Annotated in this window: 22 protein-coding genes; 9 read left to right on the top strand and 13 right to left on the bottom strand. The window is 68.6% G+C overall.

The features are described 5' to 3' along the window. Positions 1-68 precede the first annotated feature (68 nt). Positions 69-995, top strand: coding sequence for an NADP-dependent oxidoreductase (locus CFN17_RS08425; RefSeq protein ID WP_208750960.1), 927 nt, complete (start codon positions 69-71; stop codon positions 993-995). Between the two features lie 18 nt (positions 996-1013). Here CFN17_RS08425 and CFN17_RS08420 read toward each other — a convergent pair whose 3' ends face one another. The 6 genes from CFN17_RS08420 to CFN17_RS08395 all read right to left on the bottom strand — a co-directional run bounded on the left by CFN17_RS08420 (position 1014) and on the right by CFN17_RS08395 (position 4486). Continuing rightward, positions 1014-1787: an ANTAR domain-containing protein gene (locus CFN17_RS08420; RefSeq protein ID WP_208750959.1), complete on the bottom strand. Its 774-nt coding sequence runs from the start codon at positions 1785-1787 to the stop codon at positions 1014-1016. Further along, entirely contained in the window at positions 1787-2026 is a 240-nt protein-coding gene (locus CFN17_RS08415) for a hypothetical protein (protein ID WP_208751617.1), read from the bottom strand. Before CFN17_RS08415 ends, CFN17_RS08420 begins: the two co-directional genes overlap by 1 nt. A gap of 125 nt (positions 2027-2151) precedes the next feature. After that, on the bottom strand, positions 2152-2463 hold the full coding sequence (locus CFN17_RS08410) for an AzlD domain-containing protein (protein ID WP_208750958.1): 312 nt from the start codon (positions 2461-2463) through the stop codon (positions 2152-2154). Continuing rightward, positions 2460-3233: an AzlC family ABC transporter permease gene (locus tag CFN17_RS08405; RefSeq protein ID WP_208750957.1), complete on the bottom strand. Its 774-nt coding sequence runs from the start codon at positions 3231-3233 to the stop codon at positions 2460-2462. Before CFN17_RS08405 ends, CFN17_RS08410 begins: the two co-directional genes overlap by 4 nt. After that, positions 3230-3538, bottom strand: coding sequence for a hypothetical protein (locus CFN17_RS08400; RefSeq protein ID WP_395926641.1), 309 nt, complete (start codon positions 3536-3538; stop codon positions 3230-3232). Before CFN17_RS08400 ends, CFN17_RS08405 begins: the two co-directional genes overlap by 4 nt. Before the next feature lie 48 nt (positions 3539-3586). After that, positions 3587-4486, bottom strand: a complete 900-nt coding sequence (locus tag CFN17_RS08395; protein ID WP_208750956.1) for a glycerophosphodiester phosphodiesterase family protein — start codon at positions 4484-4486, stop codon at positions 3587-3589. A gap of 50 nt (positions 4487-4536) precedes the next feature. Between CFN17_RS08395 and CFN17_RS08390 the strand changes: the two genes are divergently transcribed. Beyond that, positions 4537-5865: a DUF445 domain-containing protein gene (locus tag CFN17_RS08390; RefSeq protein ID WP_208750955.1), complete on the top strand. Its 1329-nt coding sequence runs from the start codon at positions 4537-4539 to the stop codon at positions 5863-5865. A 10-nt stretch (positions 5866-5875) separates the two neighbouring features. On the opposite strand, the gene CFN17_RS08385 is transcribed toward CFN17_RS08390, so the two are convergent. Then, positions 5876-6625, bottom strand: a complete 750-nt coding sequence (locus CFN17_RS08385; protein ID WP_208750954.1) for a 5-oxoprolinase subunit PxpA — start codon at positions 6623-6625, stop codon at positions 5876-5878. Beyond that, positions 6616-7521 carry a hypothetical protein gene (locus tag CFN17_RS08380; protein ID WP_261792417.1) on the bottom strand — a complete coding sequence of 302 codons (906 nt, stop codon included), beginning with the start codon at positions 7519-7521 and terminating at the stop codon, positions 6616-6618. The genes CFN17_RS08385 and CFN17_RS08380 overlap by 10 nt, the downstream gene beginning before the upstream one ends. Before the next feature lie 138 nt (positions 7522-7659). Between CFN17_RS08380 and CFN17_RS08375 the strand changes: the two genes are divergently transcribed. Continuing rightward, positions 7660-9000 carry an MFS transporter gene (locus tag CFN17_RS08375; RefSeq protein ID WP_208750953.1) on the top strand — a complete coding sequence of 447 codons (1341 nt, stop codon included), beginning with the start codon at positions 7660-7662 and terminating at the stop codon, positions 8998-9000. 7 nt (positions 9001-9007) lie between these two features. On the opposite strand, the gene CFN17_RS08370 is transcribed toward CFN17_RS08375, so the two are convergent. The 4 genes from CFN17_RS08370 to CFN17_RS08355 form a co-directional block, all read right to left on the bottom strand. Then, complete coding sequence (locus CFN17_RS08370; protein WP_208750952.1) at positions 9008-11338, bottom strand: glycoside hydrolase family 65 protein; 2331 nt, start codon at positions 11336-11338, stop codon at positions 9008-9010. Between the two features lie 61 nt (positions 11339-11399). Then, positions 11400-12143: an HAD family phosphatase gene (locus CFN17_RS08365; protein ID WP_208750951.1), complete on the bottom strand. Its 744-nt coding sequence runs from the start codon at positions 12141-12143 to the stop codon at positions 11400-11402. 198 nt (positions 12144-12341) lie between these two features. After that, positions 12342-13391 (bottom strand): LacI family DNA-binding transcriptional regulator, encoded by a 1050-nt coding sequence (locus CFN17_RS08360; RefSeq protein WP_208750950.1) that lies wholly within the window; start codon positions 13389-13391, stop codon positions 12342-12344. A gap of 161 nt (positions 13392-13552) precedes the next feature. Continuing rightward, complete coding sequence (locus CFN17_RS08355; protein WP_208750949.1) at positions 13553-14170, bottom strand: alpha/beta hydrolase; 618 nt, start codon at positions 14168-14170, stop codon at positions 13553-13555. Positions 14171-14410: 240 nt separating this feature from the next. On the opposite strand from CFN17_RS08355, the gene CFN17_RS08350 reads away from it, so the two are divergent. The 6 genes from CFN17_RS08350 to CFN17_RS08325 all read left to right on the top strand — a co-directional run bounded on the left by CFN17_RS08350 (position 14411) and on the right by CFN17_RS08325 (position 20690). Next, on the top strand, positions 14411-14674 hold the full coding sequence (locus CFN17_RS08350) for a DUF6458 family protein (protein ID WP_208750948.1): 264 nt from the start codon (positions 14411-14413) through the stop codon (positions 14672-14674). A 1233-nt stretch (positions 14675-15907) separates the two neighbouring features. Further along, entirely contained in the window at positions 15908-16720 is an 813-nt protein-coding gene (locus tag CFN17_RS08345) for a DeoR/GlpR family DNA-binding transcription regulator (RefSeq protein ID WP_208750947.1), read from the top strand. Beyond that, positions 16717-17703: a 1-phosphofructokinase family hexose kinase gene (locus tag CFN17_RS08340; RefSeq protein WP_208750946.1), complete on the top strand. Its 987-nt coding sequence runs from the start codon at positions 16717-16719 to the stop codon at positions 17701-17703. The genes CFN17_RS08345 and CFN17_RS08340 overlap by 4 nt, the downstream gene beginning before the upstream one ends. Positions 17704-17705: 2 nt before the next feature. After that, positions 17706-19793 carry a fructose-specific PTS transporter subunit EIIC gene (locus CFN17_RS08335; protein WP_208750945.1) on the top strand — a complete coding sequence of 696 codons (2088 nt, stop codon included), beginning with the start codon at positions 17706-17708 and terminating at the stop codon, positions 19791-19793. A 66-nt stretch (positions 19794-19859) separates the two neighbouring features. Next, positions 19860-20141 carry an HPr family phosphocarrier protein gene (locus tag CFN17_RS08330; RefSeq protein WP_208750944.1) on the top strand — a complete coding sequence of 94 codons (282 nt, stop codon included), beginning with the start codon at positions 19860-19862 and terminating at the stop codon, positions 20139-20141. 261 nt (positions 20142-20402) lie between these two features. Continuing rightward, on the top strand, positions 20403-20690 hold the full coding sequence (locus tag CFN17_RS08325; RefSeq protein WP_208750943.1) for a Rho termination factor N-terminal domain-containing protein: 288 nt from the start codon (positions 20403-20405) through the stop codon (positions 20688-20690). A 32-nt stretch (positions 20691-20722) separates the two neighbouring features. Here CFN17_RS08325 and CFN17_RS08320 read toward each other — a convergent pair whose 3' ends face one another. Continuing rightward, the gene (locus CFN17_RS08320; RefSeq protein WP_208750942.1) at positions 20723-21808 is read right to left on the bottom strand and encodes a Ku protein; all 1086 of its coding nucleotides are present in this window, start codon (positions 21806-21808) and stop codon (positions 20723-20725) included. Positions 21809-21859: the final 51 nt, after the last annotated feature.

Genomic DNA, 21859 nt, shown 5'->3' with positions numbered 1-21859 from the left:
CGGAATACGACCGCCAAAAAGAAGTCACCGCCGGAATACGGCCGGGAGCCCGGGGGTTGCCCTAAGGCATGAAAGCGATCAGCTACAGCCAGTATGGAAGTCCTGATGTCCTCGAACTGACGGAGCAGCCCCTGCCGAAAGTCGGGCCCGGCATGGTCCTGGTGAAGGTCAAGGCGGCGTCCGTGAACCCGGTGGACTGGAAGATCATGGCCGGCTACCTCGATTCCATGATGGATCTTCAATTCCCCGTCATCCCGGGCTGGGATGTCGCCGGCGTCGTGGAGTCGGCGGGAATCGACGCCCCGAACTTCCGGCCCGGCGATGAAGTCATTGCCTACGGCCGGAAGGACTTCGTCCACGGCGGAAGCTTCGCCGAGTACATCGCCCTGCCAGAACGGCTCCTGGCCCGGAAGCCGGCAACCCTGGACTGGGACGGCTCCGCCGGGCTTCCGCTCGCCGGGCTCACCGCGTACCAGGTCCTCACCCGGCTGGGCATCAAGGCGTCAGACACAGTACTGATCCACGGCGGCGCCGGCGGCGTGGGTTCCCTCGGGATCCAGCTCGCCGTGGCGTTCGGCGCCCGCGTGATTGCCACCGCCTCGGAGAAGAACCACGATTTCCTCCGGGCACTCGGGGCCGAGCCGGTCAGCTACGGGGAGGGCCTGGCGGAACGGGTCAGGGCCGTGGCCCCCGCCGGTGCGGACGTCGTGGCGGACTTCGTGGGCGGCAACCTTGACACCACATTGGCGGTCCTCGCGGAGGGCGGCCGGCACGCGTCCATCGCGGACAGTTCGGTGGAGGAACACGGCGGCACGTGGATGTGGGTGAACCCTGTCGCGGCCGACCTCGATCGCCTGGCGCGTTTGGTGGACGAGCACGGGCTCAAGGTCGAAGTGGCGCGGACGTTTCCGCTGGCGGACGCGGCCGGCGCCTTCCGGCTGAACATGGAGGGTCATACCCGCGGGAAGATCATTGTGAGGGTCGACGCCGGCTGACCGTCCGGCGGTCGGCCGTCAGGCCCGGGTGCCGAAGTCGGTGGTGTAGGGCCCGGACTCGAACTTGTGCAGGATTTCCTCGGCCACGAGCCGCAGCTTGATGTTGCGGTTGTTCGAAACCTTGCTGAGCAGCGCGAACGCCTCGGCCTGCGAGCACCGGCTCTGGGCCATGAGGATGCCGGACGCAAGGTTGATGGTGGTCCGCGACTTCATGGCTTGGAGCAGGTCTTCGTTGAGCTCCTGGACCGAGCCCAGGCGCACGGCCAGGCGCATGGATTTTCCGGCCGTGGCGGCAAACGCCTCGCAACTGGCGGCCACGCCGCCGTCGAACGCGTCCGGGTCGGCGGCAAGATATGTCAGGGCTGCCTCGGCGCCCTGATCCAGGGCGACGGGCACGCTCAGCGCGCTCCGGATGCCCCAGCGGGCGGCGGTTCGCCGGTAGCGGTCCAGCCGCGGCTCGGGGCTGCCACCCGTGGCGCCGACCGCCGTCACGCCGGTGCCCACCGCGGTGCCGCTGCCCAGCAGGGCTGCCCGGCCGGTGGCCAGGGCGGCCAACGCGGGACCGCCCGCGCGGTCCTGGAACTGCTCCAGCGCCAGCGCCGCGGGGTCGCTGCCCGCCAGGACGGCCGGCTGCCGGTTGCGGATCAGGCGCACCGAACTGTGCATCGCGCAGCCTGCCGCGGCGGCCCCGAACTCTGCGATTGCGCCGGACAGCTCCTGCAGGAACTCGTCGACGCTGGCGTTTTCCAGCACCAGGTCCTGAAGGTGCTCCGACAGCCGGGCGCCGGGCACTAGTCCCCGACCGGTTTCTCTTCGGTTTCCGGGGCGGCAGGATGGTGGTGTTCCTCGACCGGCTTTTCCTTGGCTTCGAGAAGGTGGTGCTGCAGCTTCTCCTCGGCTTCACGACGGCGGCGGGCCACATCGCGCAGTTCCCTCGTGGACTCAGCCCCGGAGGATGCAAGCGACTCGTGCGGCTTGGTGCGGTGCTCCTTGCGTGACTCCTCGGCGCCCAGATCGTCGTGATCAGTCATGTTCGAATGCTCCCATGCGATCCGTGCGGCAAGTAGGGACTAAAGACCGTTCCCACCGCGGCCGCTGTGAACTAGCCGGGCGGTGGCCCATGTGCCGTCGGCACGGGCCAGGTTCCGCCCGCGGCTCAATTCCAGCCCAGCAGCCGCAGCCCGGCGGCCGCGGCGGCTCCCGCGATCACCACCACCAGGAACGGCGCCCGGAACCAGAGGGCGACCCCCGCCGCGGCCAACGCGCCCAGCCGGGCATCCAGCACCAGCGACTGGCCCGAGGCGACGGCGTTCACCACCGTCAGGGAGGCCAGCAGGCCGATCGTCATGGTCCCGGCGATCCTGGACATCCGCGGGTTGCGGAGCAGGCTGGAGGGCACCAGGTAGCCGAGCAGCTTCCAGGCATACGCCAGCAGGCAGGAGAGCAGCAGCCACATCCACAGGTTCATGCGGTCCCTCCGGTGCGGTCGCCGGGGTTCTCCTCCGGGTGGTCGCGGCGGCCGTGCGCGTGATGCTCCGCGTACGGATCGACGTCGGGTTCCAGGCCCTCGTCGCTGCGCCCGTGGCTGAACCAGCCGATTCCGGCGGCCACGACGGCGGCGACGAGGATCGGCACTCCCGGCGGCACATACGGCACGGCCAGCACGGTGGCGAGCGCGCAGACCGCCGCGATGGCCATCGGTTCCCTTCCTTTCAGCCGCGGCCACAGCAGGCCAAGGAATGCTGCGACGGCGGCGCCGTCAAGCCCCCACTGTTTCGGGTCCCCGAGCGCCCCTCCCGCCAGGGCGCCGAGGGCCGTGAACAAGTTCCAGAGGACGAACACGCCGATGCCGGTGGTCCAAAAGCCGCGCCGCTGCTCGGCGGGATCCGTCTGCCCTGTGCTGGTGGCGGTCGACTCGTCGATGGTCAGCTGCGCGGCGGCGAACCTGTGCCACCCACGCGGCTGCAGCAGGGCGTTGATCTGCATGCCGTAGATCCCGTTGCGCATGCCCAGCAGCGTGGCGGCACCCATCGCGGCGACACCGGATCCGCCGCCGGCCACCACGCCGATGAAGGCGAACTGCGAGCCGCCGCTGAACAGCAGCAGGCTCAGGGCCATGGTCTGCCAGAAATCAAGGCCGGAGGTCACGGACAGCGCGCCGAAGGAGACGCCGTACAACCCGGTGGCAATGCTGATCGACAGGCCGATCCGCACCGCGGGTGACTGCAGGAGTTTCACAGCCGCCTGTCCCGCCGCGTCAGGGCTCGGCCCGACGCGATGAGGTGCCGGGCGGCCGGGATCAGGAGCCCGACGGCGGCGGCTGCTTCCAGGAGGCCGCTGGCCGCCACCCATTCCTCCCGGGACAGGACGGCCAGCGGGCCGTTCGGCCGTTCGCCGGTATCGTCACGGCAGAGGATGTCGGGCACCACCGGGTGGAAATACTCGGGCTCGCGGAAGTGCTTGGCGGCGCTGGCGAACAACAGCGCGCTCATCGCCGCCGCGGACAGCGTCTGGGAGGCCCGGCCGGACCAGCGAAATGGCATGCAACCACTCAACCACAGCGGCCCTGCAGGCCGTAAACCGCCGGACGCCTACCGCAAGGATTGGCTGTCAGCCATGAGCTGGGACAGCACCCGGGCGGGAACGTTCGTGGTGATCTCGTGGATCCCCAGGTCCCGGCACAGCCTGACATCCTCGTCGGCGTCGACAGTCCACACCCGGAACTTCCGTCCCGAGCCGAGCCAGCGCTGCACGGTGTCGGCATGCGCGCGGACGTACCCGATGCCGGGGCCGGCCATGCCCGCCTCGCCCGCGTCCAGGATCCGCTCGCCCTCAGCCAGGGCGGCTTTCATGACGTTGGCCAGGGCACCTCCGGTCAGTGCCCCCAGGCCCAGTTCCTCACGGATACCCGCCACGTTGACGTCGTCGACCAGCTGGCAGACGGCCTCCCCCGGCACCGATCCGAGCAGGTGCCTTACGGAGTCGGGGCTGAAGCTCATGAAGGACACCCGGATGTTGTCCAGCATGGAGGTGCGCGGGTCCCAGCCCTCATTGCGCAGGACCTCCAGGACCCGGTCCTCGAGCCCGAGCTGGAACGGGCTGGGGTGCTTGAGCTCAATCGCCAGGCCAATCCCGCGGCCCGCCGCACGGAGGATGTCCAGCAGGTCCGGCAGGGTCAGGAACTGCTCGGACCCGGCACCGTAGGCATCCGGGATCCGGGCGCCCTTCCAGGCGGAGAAATCCAGGCGCCGGAGCTCGTCCAGGGTCCGGTCCGCGACCTGCCCGGTGCCGTCCGAGGTCCGGTCCAAGGTGGCATCGTGCAGCAGGACCACGTGCTGGTCCCGGGTCAGGTGGACATCGCACTCCACGCCGTCGGCGCCGTCGGCGATTGCCTGCAGGTACGCGGCCCGGGTGTGCTCGGCGAACGCCTCGCTGGAACCCCGGTGGGCGTAGACCAGGGGGCGGGCGGCGGCGGTCTCGACAGTGGTCATGGTGCCACGTTAGACCACGGCCGGTCCCCCGGCGGGACTAGGCTTGGCTCATGCAGGTGAACACTGAGCCAACTTCCCTGACCGGTGCCGCAACTCGTCCCGGCGGCGGCCGGCCGGACGGCCGCGCGCAGGCGGCGTCCAGCGATGCCGACAAGGCCCTCGCCCTGCGCCGGATGAAGCTGCTGTCGTTGTCGCTGCTGATCGTCATGGCCGTGATCTTCATCGTCGCGTTCGCCCTGCAAAAGCAGTACCCGTGGTTCGAATACGTCCGTGCCGCGGCCGAAGGCGGCATGGTGGGTGCCCTCGCCGACTGGTTCGCCGTCACGGCCCTGTTCAAGTACCCCATGGGAATCAAAATCCCGCACACTGCGATCATCCCGCGCCGCAAGGACCAGATTGGCGCCTCGCTGGGTGAATTCGTGGAGACCAACTTCCTCTCCGAACAGGTGGTCCAGGAGAAGCTGGCGTCCGCGGACATCGCCCGCAAGGCCGGCACCTGGCTGTCCAGCCCCGGCGGCCCGGACCGCGTCGCCAAGGAGGGCGCCGCCGTCATCCGCGGCGCGTTCAAGGTCCTCAACGACGACGACGTCCAGGCCGTGATCGAGTCCATGGTCCGCAAGCACCTGCTCACGCCGCCGTGGGGACCGCCGGTGGGCCGGATCGCTGAGCGGATCTTCGACGACGGACACCACCACGCCCTGGTGGACATGCTCGTTGACCGCGCCGTGGACTGGGTACGGGACAACCAGGCGACCGTCAACCGGCTGGTCACCGACCGCTCCCCGACCTGGGTGCCCTCGTTCGTGGACGGGCTCGTGGGCGACAAGGTGTACGTGGAGATCCTGAAGTTCACCCGCGCGGTGCAGTCCGATCAGCACCACCAGGTCCGTGTGTCGATCGATAAGTACCTCAAGGACCTGGCGCAGGACCTGCAGCACGATCCCGTCATGATCGCCCGGGCCGAGGGCATCAAGGCGCAGGTCCTCGGCGACCCGGAGGTCCGGGAGCTCGCCTCCCGGACCTGGGGCACCATCAAGTCGGCGCTGCTCACCGCCGTCGACGATCCCCACAGCGAGCTGAGCGTGAAGTTCAAGGCGGCCGTGCATGACTTCGGCACCCGGCTCGTAGTCGATCCGGAACTCGCCGGCAAGGTGAACGCCTGGATCGGGGACGCCGCGGGCTACCTCGTCAGGACCTACCGCTCGGACATCGCCGGGGTCATCACCGACACCGTGGCCCGCTGGGACGCCGAGGAAACCTCGCAGAAGATCGAGCTGCAGGTGGGCAAGGACCTGCAGTTCATCCGGATCAACGGCACCGTGGTGGGCGCCCTGGCCGGGCTGGCCATTTTCACCGTGGCGAACCTGCTGTTCGGCTAGCACCCGCGGATCAGGCGAAACTCTCCAGTTCGACGCCGGCGTCCGCCAAGGCCGCGCGCACCGCGGCGGCCGTGGCAACGGCTTCGGGGGTGTCCCCGCGCAGGCACAGCGACTGCGGCTGGACCCGGAGCACGGTGCCGTCGACCGCCTCGACTTCACCCGCCGTCGCCAGGCGCACCGCCCGGCGGGCGACCTCGCCGGCGTCGTGCAGCACGGCACCGTCCTGCGAGCGCGGCACGAGCGTGCCGTCCGGCAGGTACGCGCGGTCGGCAAAGGCTTCTGAGAACACGGGGTGGCCGGCCTCCTTGGCGATGCCCAGCAGGGCCGAGCCCGGGAAGCCGAGGACGGGCAGACCGGGATCGTAGGCCTGGATGGCGGCGATCACGGCGGACGACTGTTCGGCGTCGCGCACGGTGCGGTCGTAGAGCGCCCCGTGCATCTTGACGTAGTCCACCGAGGCGCCGACCGCGTGGGCGACGCCGTCGAGTGCGCCGAGCTGATAGAGCACCGCGCCGAAAAGGTCGTCGAAGGTCATGTCCAGCCCGCGAAGGCCGAACCCGGCCAGGTCCGGATAACCGATGTGCGCCCCCACCCGGACGTCGAGTTCGTAGGCGGCCCGGCAGGTGTCCAGCATGGTCACCGGGTCGCCGGCGTGCAGCCCGCAGGCCACGCTGGCGCTTGTGACGAGCGGGAACATGGCGGCGTCGTCGCCCATGGTCCAGGTCCCGAAGGAGTCCCCCAGGTCAGCGTTCAGATCCAAAACGTGCCACCGTCCTTCGCTTTGCCTTTACCTTGTGCTTTCGGGGCGCCGCCGTCCGGCGGCGTACCGCGGGCATCATCCGGCCCAGGAACATCAACCGGCGCGGTGCCGTAGAGCGCGGCCGGCCCGGTGGTGTCCGCGAGAGCCTGCAGCTCGCCGGGAATCGTGTCCGGCAGCGGCCCGAAGGCTTCCTTGGCGTTAGCGATCACGGCGCGGCCCATCAGCTGGTTTCCGACGCCGCCGACGACGGCGCCGATGCCCAGGGGCAGGGCACGGCCCAGCCAGGCCGTGCCCTGCTTCTTCATGAGGGAGCGCAGGAACATTGTCTGGATCTTCGCCCGCACCGCGCCGAACCCGGCAAGGGGGACCCTGCGGGTGAAGACCGCGGTCCAGGCCTGGGTGGGGCCCTTGCCCCGGCCGGCGATCTGTCCGCTCAGCGAGCTCAGCAGCTCGGTGCCTTCCTCGCCGAGCATGATCGCCATGACCAGGGTGCTGGCCCGGTCCGGATCCACCATCCGCACGCCGTGCAGTTCGGCCAGCGACGTTGAATACAGTGCGGTGGCTTCGAGGAACCCGACGGCCGCGGCGGCTGAGAGTCCGAGTGCCGCTGCCGTTCCGACGCCGGGGATGACGGCCGCCCCGCCCACCAGCGCGCCGCCGCCGGTGACGGCCAGCAGGTAGTCGCGTTCCATGATGGCGGCCAGCTGGGCCGCGCTGGCATCCGGGTGCCGTCGCTGGAGCCTGCGGATGTTGGCCAGGACAAGCGGCCGCTGGACTTCGACGGCGCGCAGGAGCACGTTGTGGAGGCCTGGCCGGGGCCGGCCGGCGGCGTCGAACATCGCGCCGTGGGCTGTTTCCTGCGCAATTTTGATGGCCGGGTTGCTGCGCTTGGGCATGATCGCCTCTCGTCGGAACCGGGAAAGTAAGTTCACTTAACACTAGGGCACGGCCCGGACATGCTCAGTGCGCACCGCAGCCGGCCGGGCGCCGTCCCGCCCGGGGGCCGCCACCGGACCGGCCATTAGACTGGGCGCATGCCCGCCCTGCGAGCCCTCCGCCCCTTCGCGCACCGGGAGTACCGCGTGCTGATCGCGGCGCTGGCCATCTCCATTTTCGGCTCCGGGATGTGGGCCGTGGCCATGGTCTACGAAGTGATCCACCTTGGCGGCGGACCGCTGGAGCTCTCGCTTGTGGCCGCGGCCGGCAGCGTCGGGCTGGTGGTTTTCCTGCTGGTCGGCGGCATAGCCGCGGACCGTGTCCCCCAGCGGCTCCTGATCATCGCGGTTGAGGGCGCCAACCTCGCCGTCATTGCCACGATCAGCGGACTGGCGGTGACGGGGTTGCTGCAGCTTTGGCACCTTGCCGTCGGGGCGTTCGTGCTGGGCGTCGGGGCCGCGTTCTTCTTTCCCGCCTACTCCGCCATCCTGCCGCGGATCCTGCCGGCCGAGGACCTCCTGGCGGCCAACGGGCTGGAGGGGACCATGCGGCCGCTGCTGCAGCAGGCCGCCGGTCCCGCCGTCGCGGGTGTCCTGGTCGCGTCCCTATCCCCCGCGTACGCCGTCACCGGCGTTGCGGCCTGCCACCTGTTGGCCTTCTGCATCCTGAACTTCCTCCGCCGCCAGCCCGTGCCCGTTTCATCGGACGGCGCGGCGGCCGCTGCTGCTGCCGGGAGTGCCGGGGACAACTCCTCCACCCCGGCGCGCGCCGGGACCTCCGTGCTGCACGATCTCCGGGAAGGCGTCGGCTACACGGTCCGCACGCCCTGGCTGCTCTGGACCCTGTTGTGGGCGTGCATTTCCGTGCTGTTCCTGATTGGCCCTATCGAGGTCCTGGTCCCGTTCGTGGTCCGGGACCAGCTGGGCGGGGACGCACGCATGTTCGGCTTCCTGCTGGCCATCATGGGCGCCGGCGGCGCCGCGGCCTCACTGGCGACGGCGTCGTTTCCGCTCCCGCGCCGGTACCTGACCGTCATGATGGTGTGCTGGGGCGCCGGCAGCGTGCCGCTCGCCGCCGTCGGCTTCATGGACAGCTTCTGGGCCGTGGCGGCAGCATTGTTCGTCTTCGGCGCCACCGGCGGGGTGGGCATGGTGATCTGGGGGACCCTGCTGCAGCGCCGCGTGCCGCCGCACCTGCTTGGCCGCGTCTCCAGCCTGGACTTCTTTGTGTCGCTCGCCCTCATGCCGGTCTCCATGGCCCTGGCCGGCCCGGCCGCCGAGGTGCTGCCGCTGTGGCTGATCTTCCTCGTGGCCGGGACCGTGTGCCCGGTGATGGCGGTCGTCGCGATGATCGCCGCCCGGATGCCGGCCGACGAGCTCGCCCATCCCCTCGCCGGCGGCGCGGAGGAGCCGTTCAGCGACGGCCTCGTCGGAACATAGCAGCGGTTCAGATGCCCGGGCGCACCACCGGGATCGACGCCGTCGGGAGTCCGCTGGGGAAGATGGTGGGCTCCGGTGTTGCCACCGGGGCCAGCGGAACCCGCACCGGACCGGCGTCGACCGTCAGCAGTTCCCCGCGCACGTCGACCTCCAGCGGGGCGCCTTCGCGGACGGTCAGGCTGATGGATCCCTGTTCCAGCCCGACGTGCAGGAGCCGGCCTTGGATTTTCAGGTGGAAGTCGAGCCCGTCCCATCCGGCCGGCAGGCGCGGGTCGAAGTACGGCACGGCGCCCTGGTCCCGCAGCCCGGCGAAGCCGCTGACCAGCGAGCTCCACACCCCGCCGGTGGAGGCGATGTGCACGCCGTCGATCGTGTTGCCGTGGGTGTCGTCGAGGTCGATGAACAGGGCGTGCGTGAAGTGGTCCAGCGCGGCCTGGCCGTAGCCGACCTCGGCGGCCATGATGCCCTGGACGCAGGCGGACAGGGTGGAGTCGCCGGTGGTGATGGGGTCGTAGAAGTCAAAGGCGCGGCGCTTTTCCTCGGGCGTGAAGTCCTGCCACTGCAGGAACATGGCCAGCACCGTGTCGGCCTGCTTCAGGACCTGGTGCCGGTAGATCACGAGCGGGTGGAAGTTCAGCAGCAGCGGGTACTTGGACCGGGGCGTGGTCCAGTCCCAGGGTTCCAGGGTCATGAAGTCGTTGTCCTGCGAGTGGACCTGGAGGTCCTCGTCGTAGGGCATGTGCATGCGGTTCGCGGCCTGCTCCCAGAGCTGGCGTTCCGCCTCGCCCACGGCGGGGTGGTTCAGGCCGGCGGCGGCACGGAGGTTAAACCGGGCCATGACATTGGTGTAGAGGTTGTCGTTGACCACTGCGGTGTACTCGTCCGGGCCGGTGACACCGTGGATGTGGAAGAGCCCGTCCTTGCCGAAGAAGCCCAGAGACACCCACATCCGGGCCGTCTCAATCAGCAGGTCGGCGCCGAGCGTGTCCTGGAATTCGGCGTCCCCGCTGGCCCAGATGTACCGGTTCGTGGCGAACGCGATCGCGGCGGCGATGTGGAACTGGGCCGTGCCGGCCGCGTAGTAGGCACTGGCCTCCAGCCCGTTGATGGTCCGCCACGGGAACAGGGCGCCGTCGACGCTGAGCTCCTTGGCCCGGATCTTGGCCTCGGGCAGGAGGTCGTGGCGGAACTCCAGGACCTGGCGGGCGTTGCCCGGGCTCGTGTAGGTCAGGTACGGCAGCAGGTACACCTCCTGGTCCCAGAAGTAGTGGCCGTCATAGCCGGAGCCGGACACCCCCTTGGCAGGGATTCCGGCCACATCGGCGCAGGCCGTGGCCTGCGCCAGCTGGAACAGGTTCCAGCGGATGCCCTGCTGCAGTTCGGGCTGGCCGGACACGACGATGTCGCTGGTCTTCCAGTACGCGCTGTAGTGGGCTTCGCTCTGCGCGAAGATCTCGGCGACCGGCTTGAGGCCGGCTTCGGCGCTGTCTGCGAGGTCCTCGGCGGCCTGGCCCACGGCGTAGCTGACGCTTTTTTCGAGCACGAACGGCTGGCCGGCGCTGACGGCGAGCACGTAGCGGACGCTGCTGTCGTCCTGGTCCACGTGGGTGTCGAACGGCTGCACCCCGGCCGAGGTCCAATGGTCCACCGCCATCCCGAGCCGCTGCTTGGATTCGGCGGCCTCCCAGGACAGGCGCAGGGAGCCGTCGCCGCCGTCGAGCCTCACCGGCAGCAGCACTCGCCCGGCGTGCCGGCCCGCGCGCCGGGGATCGTGGGCGGAGTGGTCCTCCACCGGTTGGTCCTGGCGGTTGATGACGGAGGAGGTGACGTCCGCGTAGACGTCGCGGTCCGCCGCGACTTCCAGGGAAATGCCGAGCGCGCCGCGGGATTCGTAGCCGACCGCCCGGCGTTCGGTGGTTGTCACGGTGGCGCCGGAGCGGCACTGCCACGTGATCCGGCACTCGTAGACACCCGTGGCGAAGTCCACCGAGCGGCGGTAGTCCAGCACGGTCGATTCCTCGAGCGTCAGCGGTTCGCCGTCGATGATCACGGTGAAGTTGTTGGCGTCGGGGACGTAGAGGATCCGCTGTCCCGTGCGGGCGAAGCCGTAGGCGTTCTCCGCGTGTTTGATGTCCCAGGTCTCGTGGAACCCGTTGATGAAGCTGCCGGGAAGTTCGGCGTCAGCGGCGGCCCAGTGCGCGCCGCGGATCCCCAAGTGCCCGTTGCCGAGGCTGAACAGGGTCTCCAGGGTTCCGGCGTTGCCGGGAAGGTGGACGGTCTCGACCAGCTGCCAGGGGTCGTTGGGGAACCGGGCGCGGTCGGAGGTGATGAGGGCCATGGTCTATGGGTTCCTTCGAAGGGCGTGAACGGGCTGGATTGCGGGGCGGGTTGGGCGCTGGCTAGAGCAGCTCGGCGAGGTCGTTGACCACTACCGTGGCGCCGGCCTCCAGCAGCGTCTGCCGGCCCGCTCCGCGGTCAACGCCGATCACGGACCGGAAGGACCCCGCATTACCGGCCTGGACGCCGGAGACGGCGTCTTCGACCACCACGCAGTCCTGGCTGGGCACGCCCAGGAGGCTTGCCGCGTATTCGTACGTGGCCGGGCTGGGTTTGCCGGGCAGGCCCTCAGTGACGGCGACGACGCCGTCGACCACCACCGGGAAGTAGTCCGACAGCCCGGCGGCCTTGAGCACCGCCGGAGCATTGCGGGAGGACGAGACCACCGCGAGCTTGAGCCCGCGGGCCAGCGCAGTTTCAACAAGGCGGAGCGAGCCTTCGTACGGCTGGACGCCGCCGGCCTCGACGATGTCGTTGAACACCTTGTTCTTGCGGTTGCCGAGGCCGTGGACGGTGTTGTGGGCGGGGTCATCGTCCAGCGGCCCTTCCTCCAGCACAATGCCGCGTGAGGCGAGGAAGTCCCGGACGCCGTCGAACCGCGGCTTGCCGTCGATGTGGTCGAAGTAGTCGCTCTCACGGTAGGGCGCGGCGCCGGGGACGGTGGACAGGAAGCCGTCGAAGAGTTCCTGCCAAGCGCGCTCGTGCACCACGGCGGTGGGCGTCAGCACGCCGTCGAGGTCGAAGAGGATGGCGGAGGCGCCGGAGAGCGCGCCGGCGAGGCCGGAGGTGTCAGGAACTGCAATCACGGGTCAAAGTCCTTTCAGGCGGGGCAGGTCGGTTAGGTTCGGGGCGGGGTTGGGTCGGCCGGCTCAGCCGGTTCAACCGGTGTACAGGCGCACGACGGCGGCCGGGGTGTGTGCTGTTTATGTCGGGGCTGCGCTGGTATAGGTGCGCTGCTCCTGTTGCGCTGCGCCGCCGGGCACGGGCGCGTGGTGCCGCCTGTCTCACCGGCGCCGGCGCGTGCTCTTGCGCTCCACGAGTTTCGTGTCCAGCACATGGTCCGACGGCGGACCCGCGAACGGCGGGTTCGGCAGGCCGGAGCGGTGGAGTCTTTCAATCAGCAGGTTGGCGGCGAAGGCGCCTTGGTCGGCCACAGGCTGGGCGATGGTGGTCAGCCCCAGGAACCAGCTCATCTGATGATCGTCTATTCCTATGATGGACACGTTTTTCGGTGCTGACAAACCGAGCTCCCGCAGGGCCATGAGCGCTCCGAAGGCTGTTTCGTCGCAGCCGGCGAAGATTGCGGAGGGCATTCTGCGGTTTTCTGCCAGCTCCATCATGGCCAGCCGGCCGCCTTCGATGCTGGAGCCGGCGTCGAGCACCAGGTCCGGGTCGACGGTGAGATCGTGCTCCGCCAGGGCGAGTTCGAAGCCCCGGCGCCGCTCGGCCGCGGTTACGAGGGACGGGGTCCCGGTCTCGTTCCCGGCGAGGATGGCGAGGTCCCAGTGGCCCAGTTCCAGCAGGTGGTTCGTTGCCGCGCGCGCTGCCGCCTCGTTGTCGATGCCTACGTTGTCCCACGGCACCCCGTGCATGCCGACACTTGCCACGGCCAGTCCGGATGCGGCGAGCCCGGCCATTTCGGTCTCGCTGAGGGCGACGTTGAGCAGGAGTACCCCGTCCACGCGCTGCGACAGTCCCTCGAGGTCGTCAAAGAGCTTCCGGTGCACGCTCTGCCGGTTGCGGAGGCTGATCAGGACCGTGTCGTAGCCGGCGTCGGCGAACACTTCCTCGGCCGCCTCCACCGCCTGGGCGAAGAACCACGCCGTGGCGGTGGGGGCGATGATGGCGACTGAGCCGGTGCTGCCGCCGGCAAGGCGGGAGGCCGCGGACGAGGCTTTGTAGCCGAGCTTGGCCGCCGCGTCGTTGACCCGGGCCTGGGCTTGTTCCGAGACGTTGGGCAGCTGGCGGAGGGCGCGGGACACAGTGCAGATGGAGAGTCCGGAGAGCGCGGCGACGTCCTGGATGGTCACGCGCGTGATCTTGGCCTGCGGCACGGGCTCAGCCCTTTCTTCCCCCTGAAGTAGTGGGCCCGGTATAGATGGCCGAGGTCGATTGTAAACGCTTACAAATTTGGCATGCAAGTGGAAGATCCGGCGTGCCCGGGGTGGGTCCGCGGTGTGGCCCGCGGCACCGTTGGCGGCGCGCCGGCCAAGTGTCAACGCAGGACGTAGTGGCGCAGGAAGACGCTGACGTCCGCGAGTTCGGCTTTCGATATCGAGTGGCCCATCCCCGGGTAGGTCCGGGCCGTGAGCTGGGTGTTCCGGTGCAGCCATTCCTCGGTGTGTTCGGTGGCGGCGTCGTTGATGACCACGTCGTCCCGGTCTCGGCCCCAGAAGAACGGCGGCGGGAAGGTGAAGGATTCGCTCATGGCGAGCAGCTCGTTCTCCAGCACGAACCCGGAGAGCCCGACCACCGCGCGGAACTGCTCGGGCCGGAGCCGAAGGAGTGTGCTGGCCATGGCCATTCCCTGCGAAAACCCGAGGAGGCTGACGCTGCTGTGTTTGGCCTTGACCGACTCGATCCAGGTGAACACCGCGTTCGTGGAGGCAATAACGTCGGCAAAGTCATGGGTGAGGAAGTAATCCAGCAGGAACCATCCGTAGTGGTCTCCGATGTCTTTGGGCCCGCGCAACGCGGCGCAGCTGAACTCCGGCGGCAGGGAACCGAACAGCTTGGACATGCGCGTCTCGTCCGTGCCGTAGCCGTGCAGCATCACCAGCAGCGGCGTGCCGGGGCGCTCTTGTTCGGGTTTTGACCAGACAACCGTCTCCATGGGGCCAGCCTATCCAGCGCCCGCCCCGTACCGTCGACTCCCTGCACGAGCGCCGGAGTCGCCGGCACCCGCGCCGGGCCTTCAGCTTTTCGCCGCGGCCGACCTGAAGGTACGGGCGCAGAAAATTTCCCGGCGGGGCGAACGGTGATTCATTGAAACCGCAGGTGAGGGGCTGTAGCGTGACGCTAGACAGCATGCTTAGCATCATTGAGCAGCCCCAAGGACCTCAAGGAGCACGTTATGAGAATCGGTTCCGCAATCCTCCTCATCGCCATCGGCGCCATCCTCGCCTGGGCCGTCACCCCTGGCCTGATCCCCAATGTCGACCTGACGATGATCGGCTACATCCTGATGGTGGTGGGCGTTATCGGGCTGATCGCCTCCCTGGTCCTCGCCGCCCCCGGACGCGGCCGCACCCGCCGGGTGAGCGAAAGCCGCACGGTTGTGGACCCGAACACGGGCGAGACCATCACCCGCAATGAAAGCCGCGACGCCGGCATCTGATCACCGCGCACGCCCTTCGCGGCGCGGAACCCAATGACCCGGAAGCCGGGCCGGACCCCGAGGCCTGGCCCGGCTTCCGCCATCCCGCCCGGCCCCGACCCGCGCCGCCAATGGACATGCCCCACGAGCGCCTCCTGCGCCGTCGCCAAGGACTGGACATGTCCCACTGATACTCCTCCCCCGAGGACGGAACACGCCCCAGACTTCTCCTTGACCCGCCCGGAGCCTGGACATGCCCCACGCCATCCACAGGCCAGGGACATGCTCCTTTCGGCCCCACTCCGGGGCTGGGCATGCTCAACCCCACATCCAACCAACGGACATATTCCCAATATGCCCACTCCTCGAGTCAAAGATTGAGCATGCCCCACGGGGAACGGCTCTAAAAATGAGCATGCCCCAACCCCGGCCATCCAAGGACCCGGGATTTCCAATTCCCCGATGCGACACGGGCACCCCGGCGAAATACCGGACATCCCCTCAACCCGCCCAAGGACCGGACATGCTCCTTCCTGACCTCAGCCCGAGGACGGAACACGCCCCAGACTTCTCCTTGACCCACCCGGAGGCTGGACATGTCCCCTTCGCCTCGCTCAAAGACTGGACATGCCCCCTTCGCCTCGCTCAAAGACTGGACATGCCCCTTTTGACCCCATTCCGCGACTGGGCATGCTCAGCCGCGCCGCCAACCAGCGGACATATTCCCTATATGCCCACCCCTCGCGCCGAAGACTGAGCATGCCCCACGGGGAACGGCTCCAAAAATGAGCATGTTCCCCAGGCCGGCATTCGCACCCCTCCAGAGCCACTGCCCGCCGTGACGCCCGAGCCCACCCCTACCCGCATCAACGATCCCGGCACCCACCACCCAGGCACCCGTCCGCCCTATCTCCCCGGCTCCAACTCCACCCGGGTATCCGCGCCTCTCCAGCACCAACCCCACCCGCACCCGGACATCCCCATCTCCCCAACACCAACCCCACCCGCACCCGGACACCCCCATCTCCCCAACACCAACCTCACCCGCACCCGCACCCGGGCATCCCCATCCCCCCACCCGCCACCACCGCCCCCTGGCCCCCCCTCCACACCCCTTCTGCGTTCATGTTGGTTTTCATTGACAAACCAACATGAACAAAGATAAAGTCAAACAATTCCACTTCATGTGATGGGAGTCACGGGAGTCTCGGAAGGCACAGGACCAGGACAGACGCAGTACGCAATGGAGGGTAAGTGTTCGCCGAAGAACGCCAGCAGCTGATCGTGGGGCTCATCTACGCCAGCGGGCGGGCCAGTGTCACGGACCTGGCCGAGCGTTTCAGCATCACTACCGAAACCATCCGCCGGGATCTCGCCGCCCTGGAAGCCGCCGGCAGCGTCCGCCGGGTGCACGGCGGGGCGGTCTCCCCGGACCGGATCAGCACCACGGAAGAAAGCATCCTGGAGCGGACCGTCCAGCGGCAGCCCGAGAAGACCCGGATCGCCGAAGCCGCCCTGGCCCTCATCCCCCAGGCCCTCACCGGCAGCATCCTGATCGACGCCGGCTCCACCACCGAAGCCCTGGCCGAACTCCTGTCTGCCCGGGCCGCCGGAGCCGCAGCGACGGGAAACCTCCCGGCCTCCGACGCCGAACTCGTCGTCATCACCCATTCCCTGCCCATCGCCTCCCGGCTGTCCGGCGAACCCGGCATCGCCCTGCATCTGCTCGGCGGCAAAGTCCGCGGGCTGACCCAGGCCGCAGTCGGCCAGTCCACTGTGGAGGCCGCACGCCGGATCCGTCCGGACATCGCCTTCATCGGCACCAACGGCATCCATGCAGCCTTCGGGCTGAGCACGCCCGATCCTGAAGAAGCCGCCGTCAAAGCGGCCTTCGTCCAATCAGCGCGCCGCATCGTGGTGCTGGCTGATTCCTCCAAGCTGGACGCGGAGACGCTGGTCCAGTTCGCCTCGTTGAAAGATCTGGACACCGTGATCACAGACAAGCAACCTAGCCGGGAACTCGCCGACGCCCTTGCGGAAGCCGGAGTCGAGGTGGTGGTCGCGTGATTGTCACCCTCACCGCCAACCCCAGCCTGGACCGCACCGTGGCCCTGCCGGGCCCCCTCCTCCGCGGGGAAGTCCAGCGGGCTGTCTCCGTCCGCCAGGAATCCGGCGGCAAGGGCGTCAACGTTTCCCGCGCCCTCGTCGCTTCGGGACTGAAGACCGTCGCGGTCCTCCCGGGCGCCGAGGCCGACCCCGTCCTCACCGGGCTGCGGGACACGGACGTTCCCTTCGCGGCCCTTCCGATCGGCGAGCCGCTGCGCAGCAACGTGGCCCTCACCGAGCCCGGCGGCGTCACCACCAAAATCAACGAACCCGGACCGGTCCTGAGCGCGGACCAGCAGGAGGCCCTGATCAGCCTGCTCCTGGACCGCGCCCGCGGTGCCGCCTGGGTGGTCCTGGCCGGCTCTCTCCCACCCGGAGTTCCGGCCGACTTCTACGCGACCGTCACCCGGCGGCTGCGTTCAATGTTCGACGGCGAGGCCGCACCCCGCGTCGCCGTCGACTCCTCCGGCGAACCCCTCGCCGCAGCGGTCTCCGGCGACGCCTCGGGAAAGCCGGACCTCCTGAAACCCAACGCCGAGGAACTGGCGGAACTGGCTGCGGCAGCCGGCTTCACCACGAACAAAACCGCCGAGGAGCTCGAAGCGGACCCGGAGGCAGCAGCAGCAGCAGCCTCCGCCGTCGTGCGCTCCGGAGTGGGTGCCGTACTGGCCACCTTGGGGTCCAAGGGCGCCGTTCTTGTGACGGCCGACGGCGCGTGGCTGGCCACGCATCCGCCGGTCACCGCGGTCAGCACTGTCGGCGCCGGCGATTCCTCGCTGGCCGGCTATCTGCTCGCCTCCAGCCAGGGCGCCGCCCCGGTTGATTGCCTCCGTCAGGCGGTGGCCCATGGTGCCGCCGCCGCTTCCCTGCCTGGCTCCACTGTCCCGGCAGTCAACCAAACCACCCCTGATGCCGTAACCATCACGGCCCTGAAGAAGGATTGACAGTGACACAGCTCATTACTAACGAACTGGTCGAGCTCGACCAGAATCTGGGCAGCACGCCCGAGGACGTGATCCGGCATCTGGCAGGCAGGGTTGCCGCCAACGGCCGCGCCACCGAGGTTGAAGGCCTCTTCGCCGACGCCTTCGCCCGCGAGTCCAAGACCGCCACCGGTGTGCCGGGCGGCATCGCGATCCCGCACTGCCGTTCGACGGCGGTGACGGAACCGACGCTGGCCATGGCACGGCTGTCCCAGCCGGTGGACTTCGGCGCCAAGGACGGCCCCGCTGACCTGATCTTCTTCATCGCCGCCCCTGAGGGTGCAGACCAGGACCACCTGAAGCTGCTGTCGAAGCTGGCCCGGTCCCTGATCAAGAAGGACTTCACGGCCAGCCTGCGCGCCGCGACCTCCCAGGCGGAGATCGTCGAGCTCGTTGAGGCCGCCCTCGCGGACAAGCCGTCACCCCACGCTGCTGCCGCGCCGGCCGCCGCCGCAGCAGGCGCAGGCGCAGGCGCCGTTGCGGGCACAAGCGCAGCCGCCGACGCCGGGGAAGGCGCCGCCGCGAAGGCCAAGGGGCCCAAGCGCCTCGTCGCCGTCACCGCGTGCCCCACCGGCATCGCGCACACCTACATGGCCGCCGACTCCCTCGTCGCCGCGGCCAAGGAAGTCGGCGTGGACCTGCAGGTTGAAACCCAGGGGTCCTCGGGCGCCAAGGCGCTCGACCCCGCCGTGATCGCCGCCGCCGATGCCGTCATCTTCGCCGTCGACGTGGATGTGCGCGGCAAGGAGCGCTTCGCCGGCAAACCGGTGATCAATGCTCCGGTTAAGCGCGGCATCGACGAGCCGGACAAGATGGTCGCAGAGGCACTCGCCGCCGCAGACAACCCGAACGCCCACCGTGTCCCCCACTTCGGCGAGGAGCAGGCCGAACTGGCGGCCGAGGAGAAGAGCGAACACCTCGGCACGAAACTGAAGAAGGCGCTGCTCACGGGCGTCAGCTACATGATCCCGTTCGTGGCAGGCGGCGGTCTGCTGATCGCCCTCGGCTTCCTGCTAGGCGGCTACAACATCACCGCCTACGCGGACAAGATCCTGGCGGACAACAGCCTCTTCAACCTGCCCACCGTGTATCCGGAACTGGCATGGGGACCGCTGGGCGCGTTCCTCGGTGCTGTGTTCTTCAAGATCGGCGCCTTGTCACTGGGCTTCCTCGTGCCTGCCCTGGCCGGCTACATCGCCTACGGCATCGCTGACCGGCCGGGCATCGCCCCGGGCTTCGTTTCGGGCGCCGTTGCCGTTTTCATGGGCGCCGGCTTCCTTGGCGGCATCGTGGGCGGCCTGATCGCGGGTTATGTGGCGCATGCGATCGGCAGGCTCCACGTGGCCCGCTGGCTGCGCGGCCTGATGCCGGTGGTCATCATCCCGCTCGTCGCGTCAATCGCCGCGTCCGGCCTGCTCTTCTTGTTCCTGGGCCGCTACGTCGCGGCGGTCACCACCGGGCTGAACAACTTCCTGTCCGGACTGACCGGCGCCAGCGCCATCGCCCTGGGCGTCATCCTGGGCCTAATGATGTGCTTCGACCTCGGCGGTCCGGTCAACAAGGTTGCCTACTCCTTCGCCGTCGCCGGCCTGGGCGCCGCATCCCTGACCAACCAGGCGCCCTACCAGATCATGGCCGCCGTCATGGCCTCCGGAATGGTCCCGCCGCTGGCCATGGCCCTGGCCGCGACCGTCCTGAACAGGAAGCTCTTCAGCCTCGCGGAATTTGAAAACGGCAAGGCCGCCTGGCTGCTGGGAGCCTCGTTCATCTCAGAAGGCGCCATCCCGTTCGCCGCCGCCGACCCGTTCCGCGTCATCCCCGCCTCCATGCTCGGCGGTGCCGTGACCGGTGCCATCTCGATGGCAGCGGGAGTGGGATCGAAGGCCCCGCACGGCGGAATCTTCGTCTTCTTCGCGATCGATAACTTCCTGATGTTCGTCGTCGCGATCGCGGCCGGCACGGTCGTGAGCGCCTTCACCGTGATCGGACTCAAGCGCTGGGCAGTCAAGAAGCCGGTTGATACGGTGGAATCGGTTCCCGTAGCCGCCTGAGCCAGACGACTTTCCAAGCAGATATTCACAGCTGATAAACACCCAAGCTGACTTCAAGGAGCAGAAATGACCGAACGTAACGCCACCATTGCCAGCCGCGTGGGGCTGCACGCCCGTCCGGCCGCCATCTTCGCCGAGGCTGCCGGCGAATTCGACCACCTCGAGATCACGATCGCCCGCCTGGGCGAGCCGGAGGACGAGGCCATGGACGCCGCCAGCATCCTGTCTTTGATGAGCCTGGGCGCATCGCACGGCGAAGTTGTGGTGTTGCGTGCCGACGGTGAAGGCGCCGACGCCGCCCTGGACCGCCTCGTGCAGATTCTTGAGACGGACCACGACGCCGAATAGTCCCGCCTTCCGGCGCTGAGCCGGAAGCACCGGAAGCGCGACGGCCCGGCCGCCCCCGACTGAGCAGTTCAGACGTGGGGCGGCCGGGCCTTCGGTTTTCCGGGCGTCATGTCCGCCGCCGAGCGCGGGAGGTCCGGGGTCCGGCACCTTTGTAAGGGAGCTTAGTAAATGCTTGTCAGGGTCTCACGGGGCCGCTAGTTTGGAATCCGCGGCGGCCCGTCCGCGGGTCGCCGGCCTGGATTCCGGTCAAAGGAGACAGCATTGCCTACGAAAAAGGATGAACCCCGCGGCTCCGAAAGCCCCAGCATCAAGGATCCCGAACTTTACGAGAAGCTGCTCGACGACGGCGCCTCGAAGCAGAAGGCCGCCCGGATCTCCAATGCAGCCGCCAAGCGCGGCCGCTCGGCCGTGGGCCACAAGGGCGGGAAAGCCGGAGACTACGAGGACTGGACGGTTCCGCAGCTGAAGGCACGCGCCAAAGAGATCGGCCTCAAGGGCTACTCGGCCAAGAAGAAGAGCGAGCTCATCTCCGCATTGCGGAACTCCTGACCCCGATGGCCGAGGCGTCCCTGCCCCCGGCCTCAGGCGCCCTTGCGCGCCCGCGCCGCCGTCGTCTTAGACGCAACGGGTTTGGCCGCGGCAGTTTTGGAGGCAGTGGACTTGGCGGCTGCGGTTTTGGGGGCTGCCTTCCCGGACCGCGCCGCCTTACCCGCGGCGGCTTTCCCCTCACCGGCGCTATCCCCTTCGGCGCCGCCTGCTCCGGGCGCGTCATCGGCCGCATCGGCCCCGGCAGCCTTGGTGGCGGCTGTCTTCCGGGTAGGCGCCTTGGCAGCCGGCTTGGCGGCCCCGGCCTTCGCCCCGTCACCCTCGGCCGCCCCGGCCCCGCGCTTCTTTTCGAGGCTCCGCTTGAGGGCCTCCATCAGGTCGATCACTTCACCGGTGCCGGCCTCGGCCGCGGCGGCACCGAAGGTCTCTTCGGTGTCCAGGGACTCGCCCTTCTCCAGCTTCGCGTCGATAAGCTGGCGCAACTGGACCTGGTAGTCATCGGTGAACTGTTCGGGTTCGAAATCCGCGGCCATCGAATCCACCAGGGCGGCGGACATTTCGCGCTCCTGGGCCGAGATACGGATCGTGGTTTCCAGGGCCGGGAAGCTGGCTTCGCGGACCTCGTCGGCCCACAGCAGGGACTGGAGCATCAGGATGTCACCGCGGATCCGCAGCGCGCCCAGCCTGGTCTTCTCACGCAGCGCGAACTGGACGATCGCCACACGGTCCGTATCTTCCAGGGCCCGGCGCAGCAGCATGTAGGCCTTGGGCGACTTGGAGTCCGGTTCCAGGTAGTAGCTCTTCTCGAACATGATGGGATCCAGCTGGTCCGCGGGCACGAACTGCACGACGTCGATCTCGTGGCTGTTTTCTGCCGGGATCGACTTCAGTTCCTCCCGGGTCAGCATCACGGTGCGGCCGTCGTCCTCGTACGCCTTCTCGATGTCCTCGTAGTCGATGATCTTGCTGCAGACCTCGCAGCGGCGCTGGTAGCGGATCCGTCCGCCGTCGGCGTTGTGGACCTGATGCAGGCTGATGTCGTGGTCCTCGGTGGCGCTGTAGACCTTCACTGGCACGTTGACCAGCCCGAATGCGATCGCGCCCTTCCAGATGGCTCTCATGGGACAAGTGAACACCAGAGCGGATCGGAGGTGAAGACCGTTGGCTGAACA

This window comes from Arthrobacter sp. PM3 (assembly GCF_003352915.1).
GTDB lineage: Bacteria > Actinomycetota > Actinomycetes > Actinomycetales > Micrococcaceae > Arthrobacter.
This window is presented reverse-complemented; position numbering and strand designations above follow the sequence as displayed.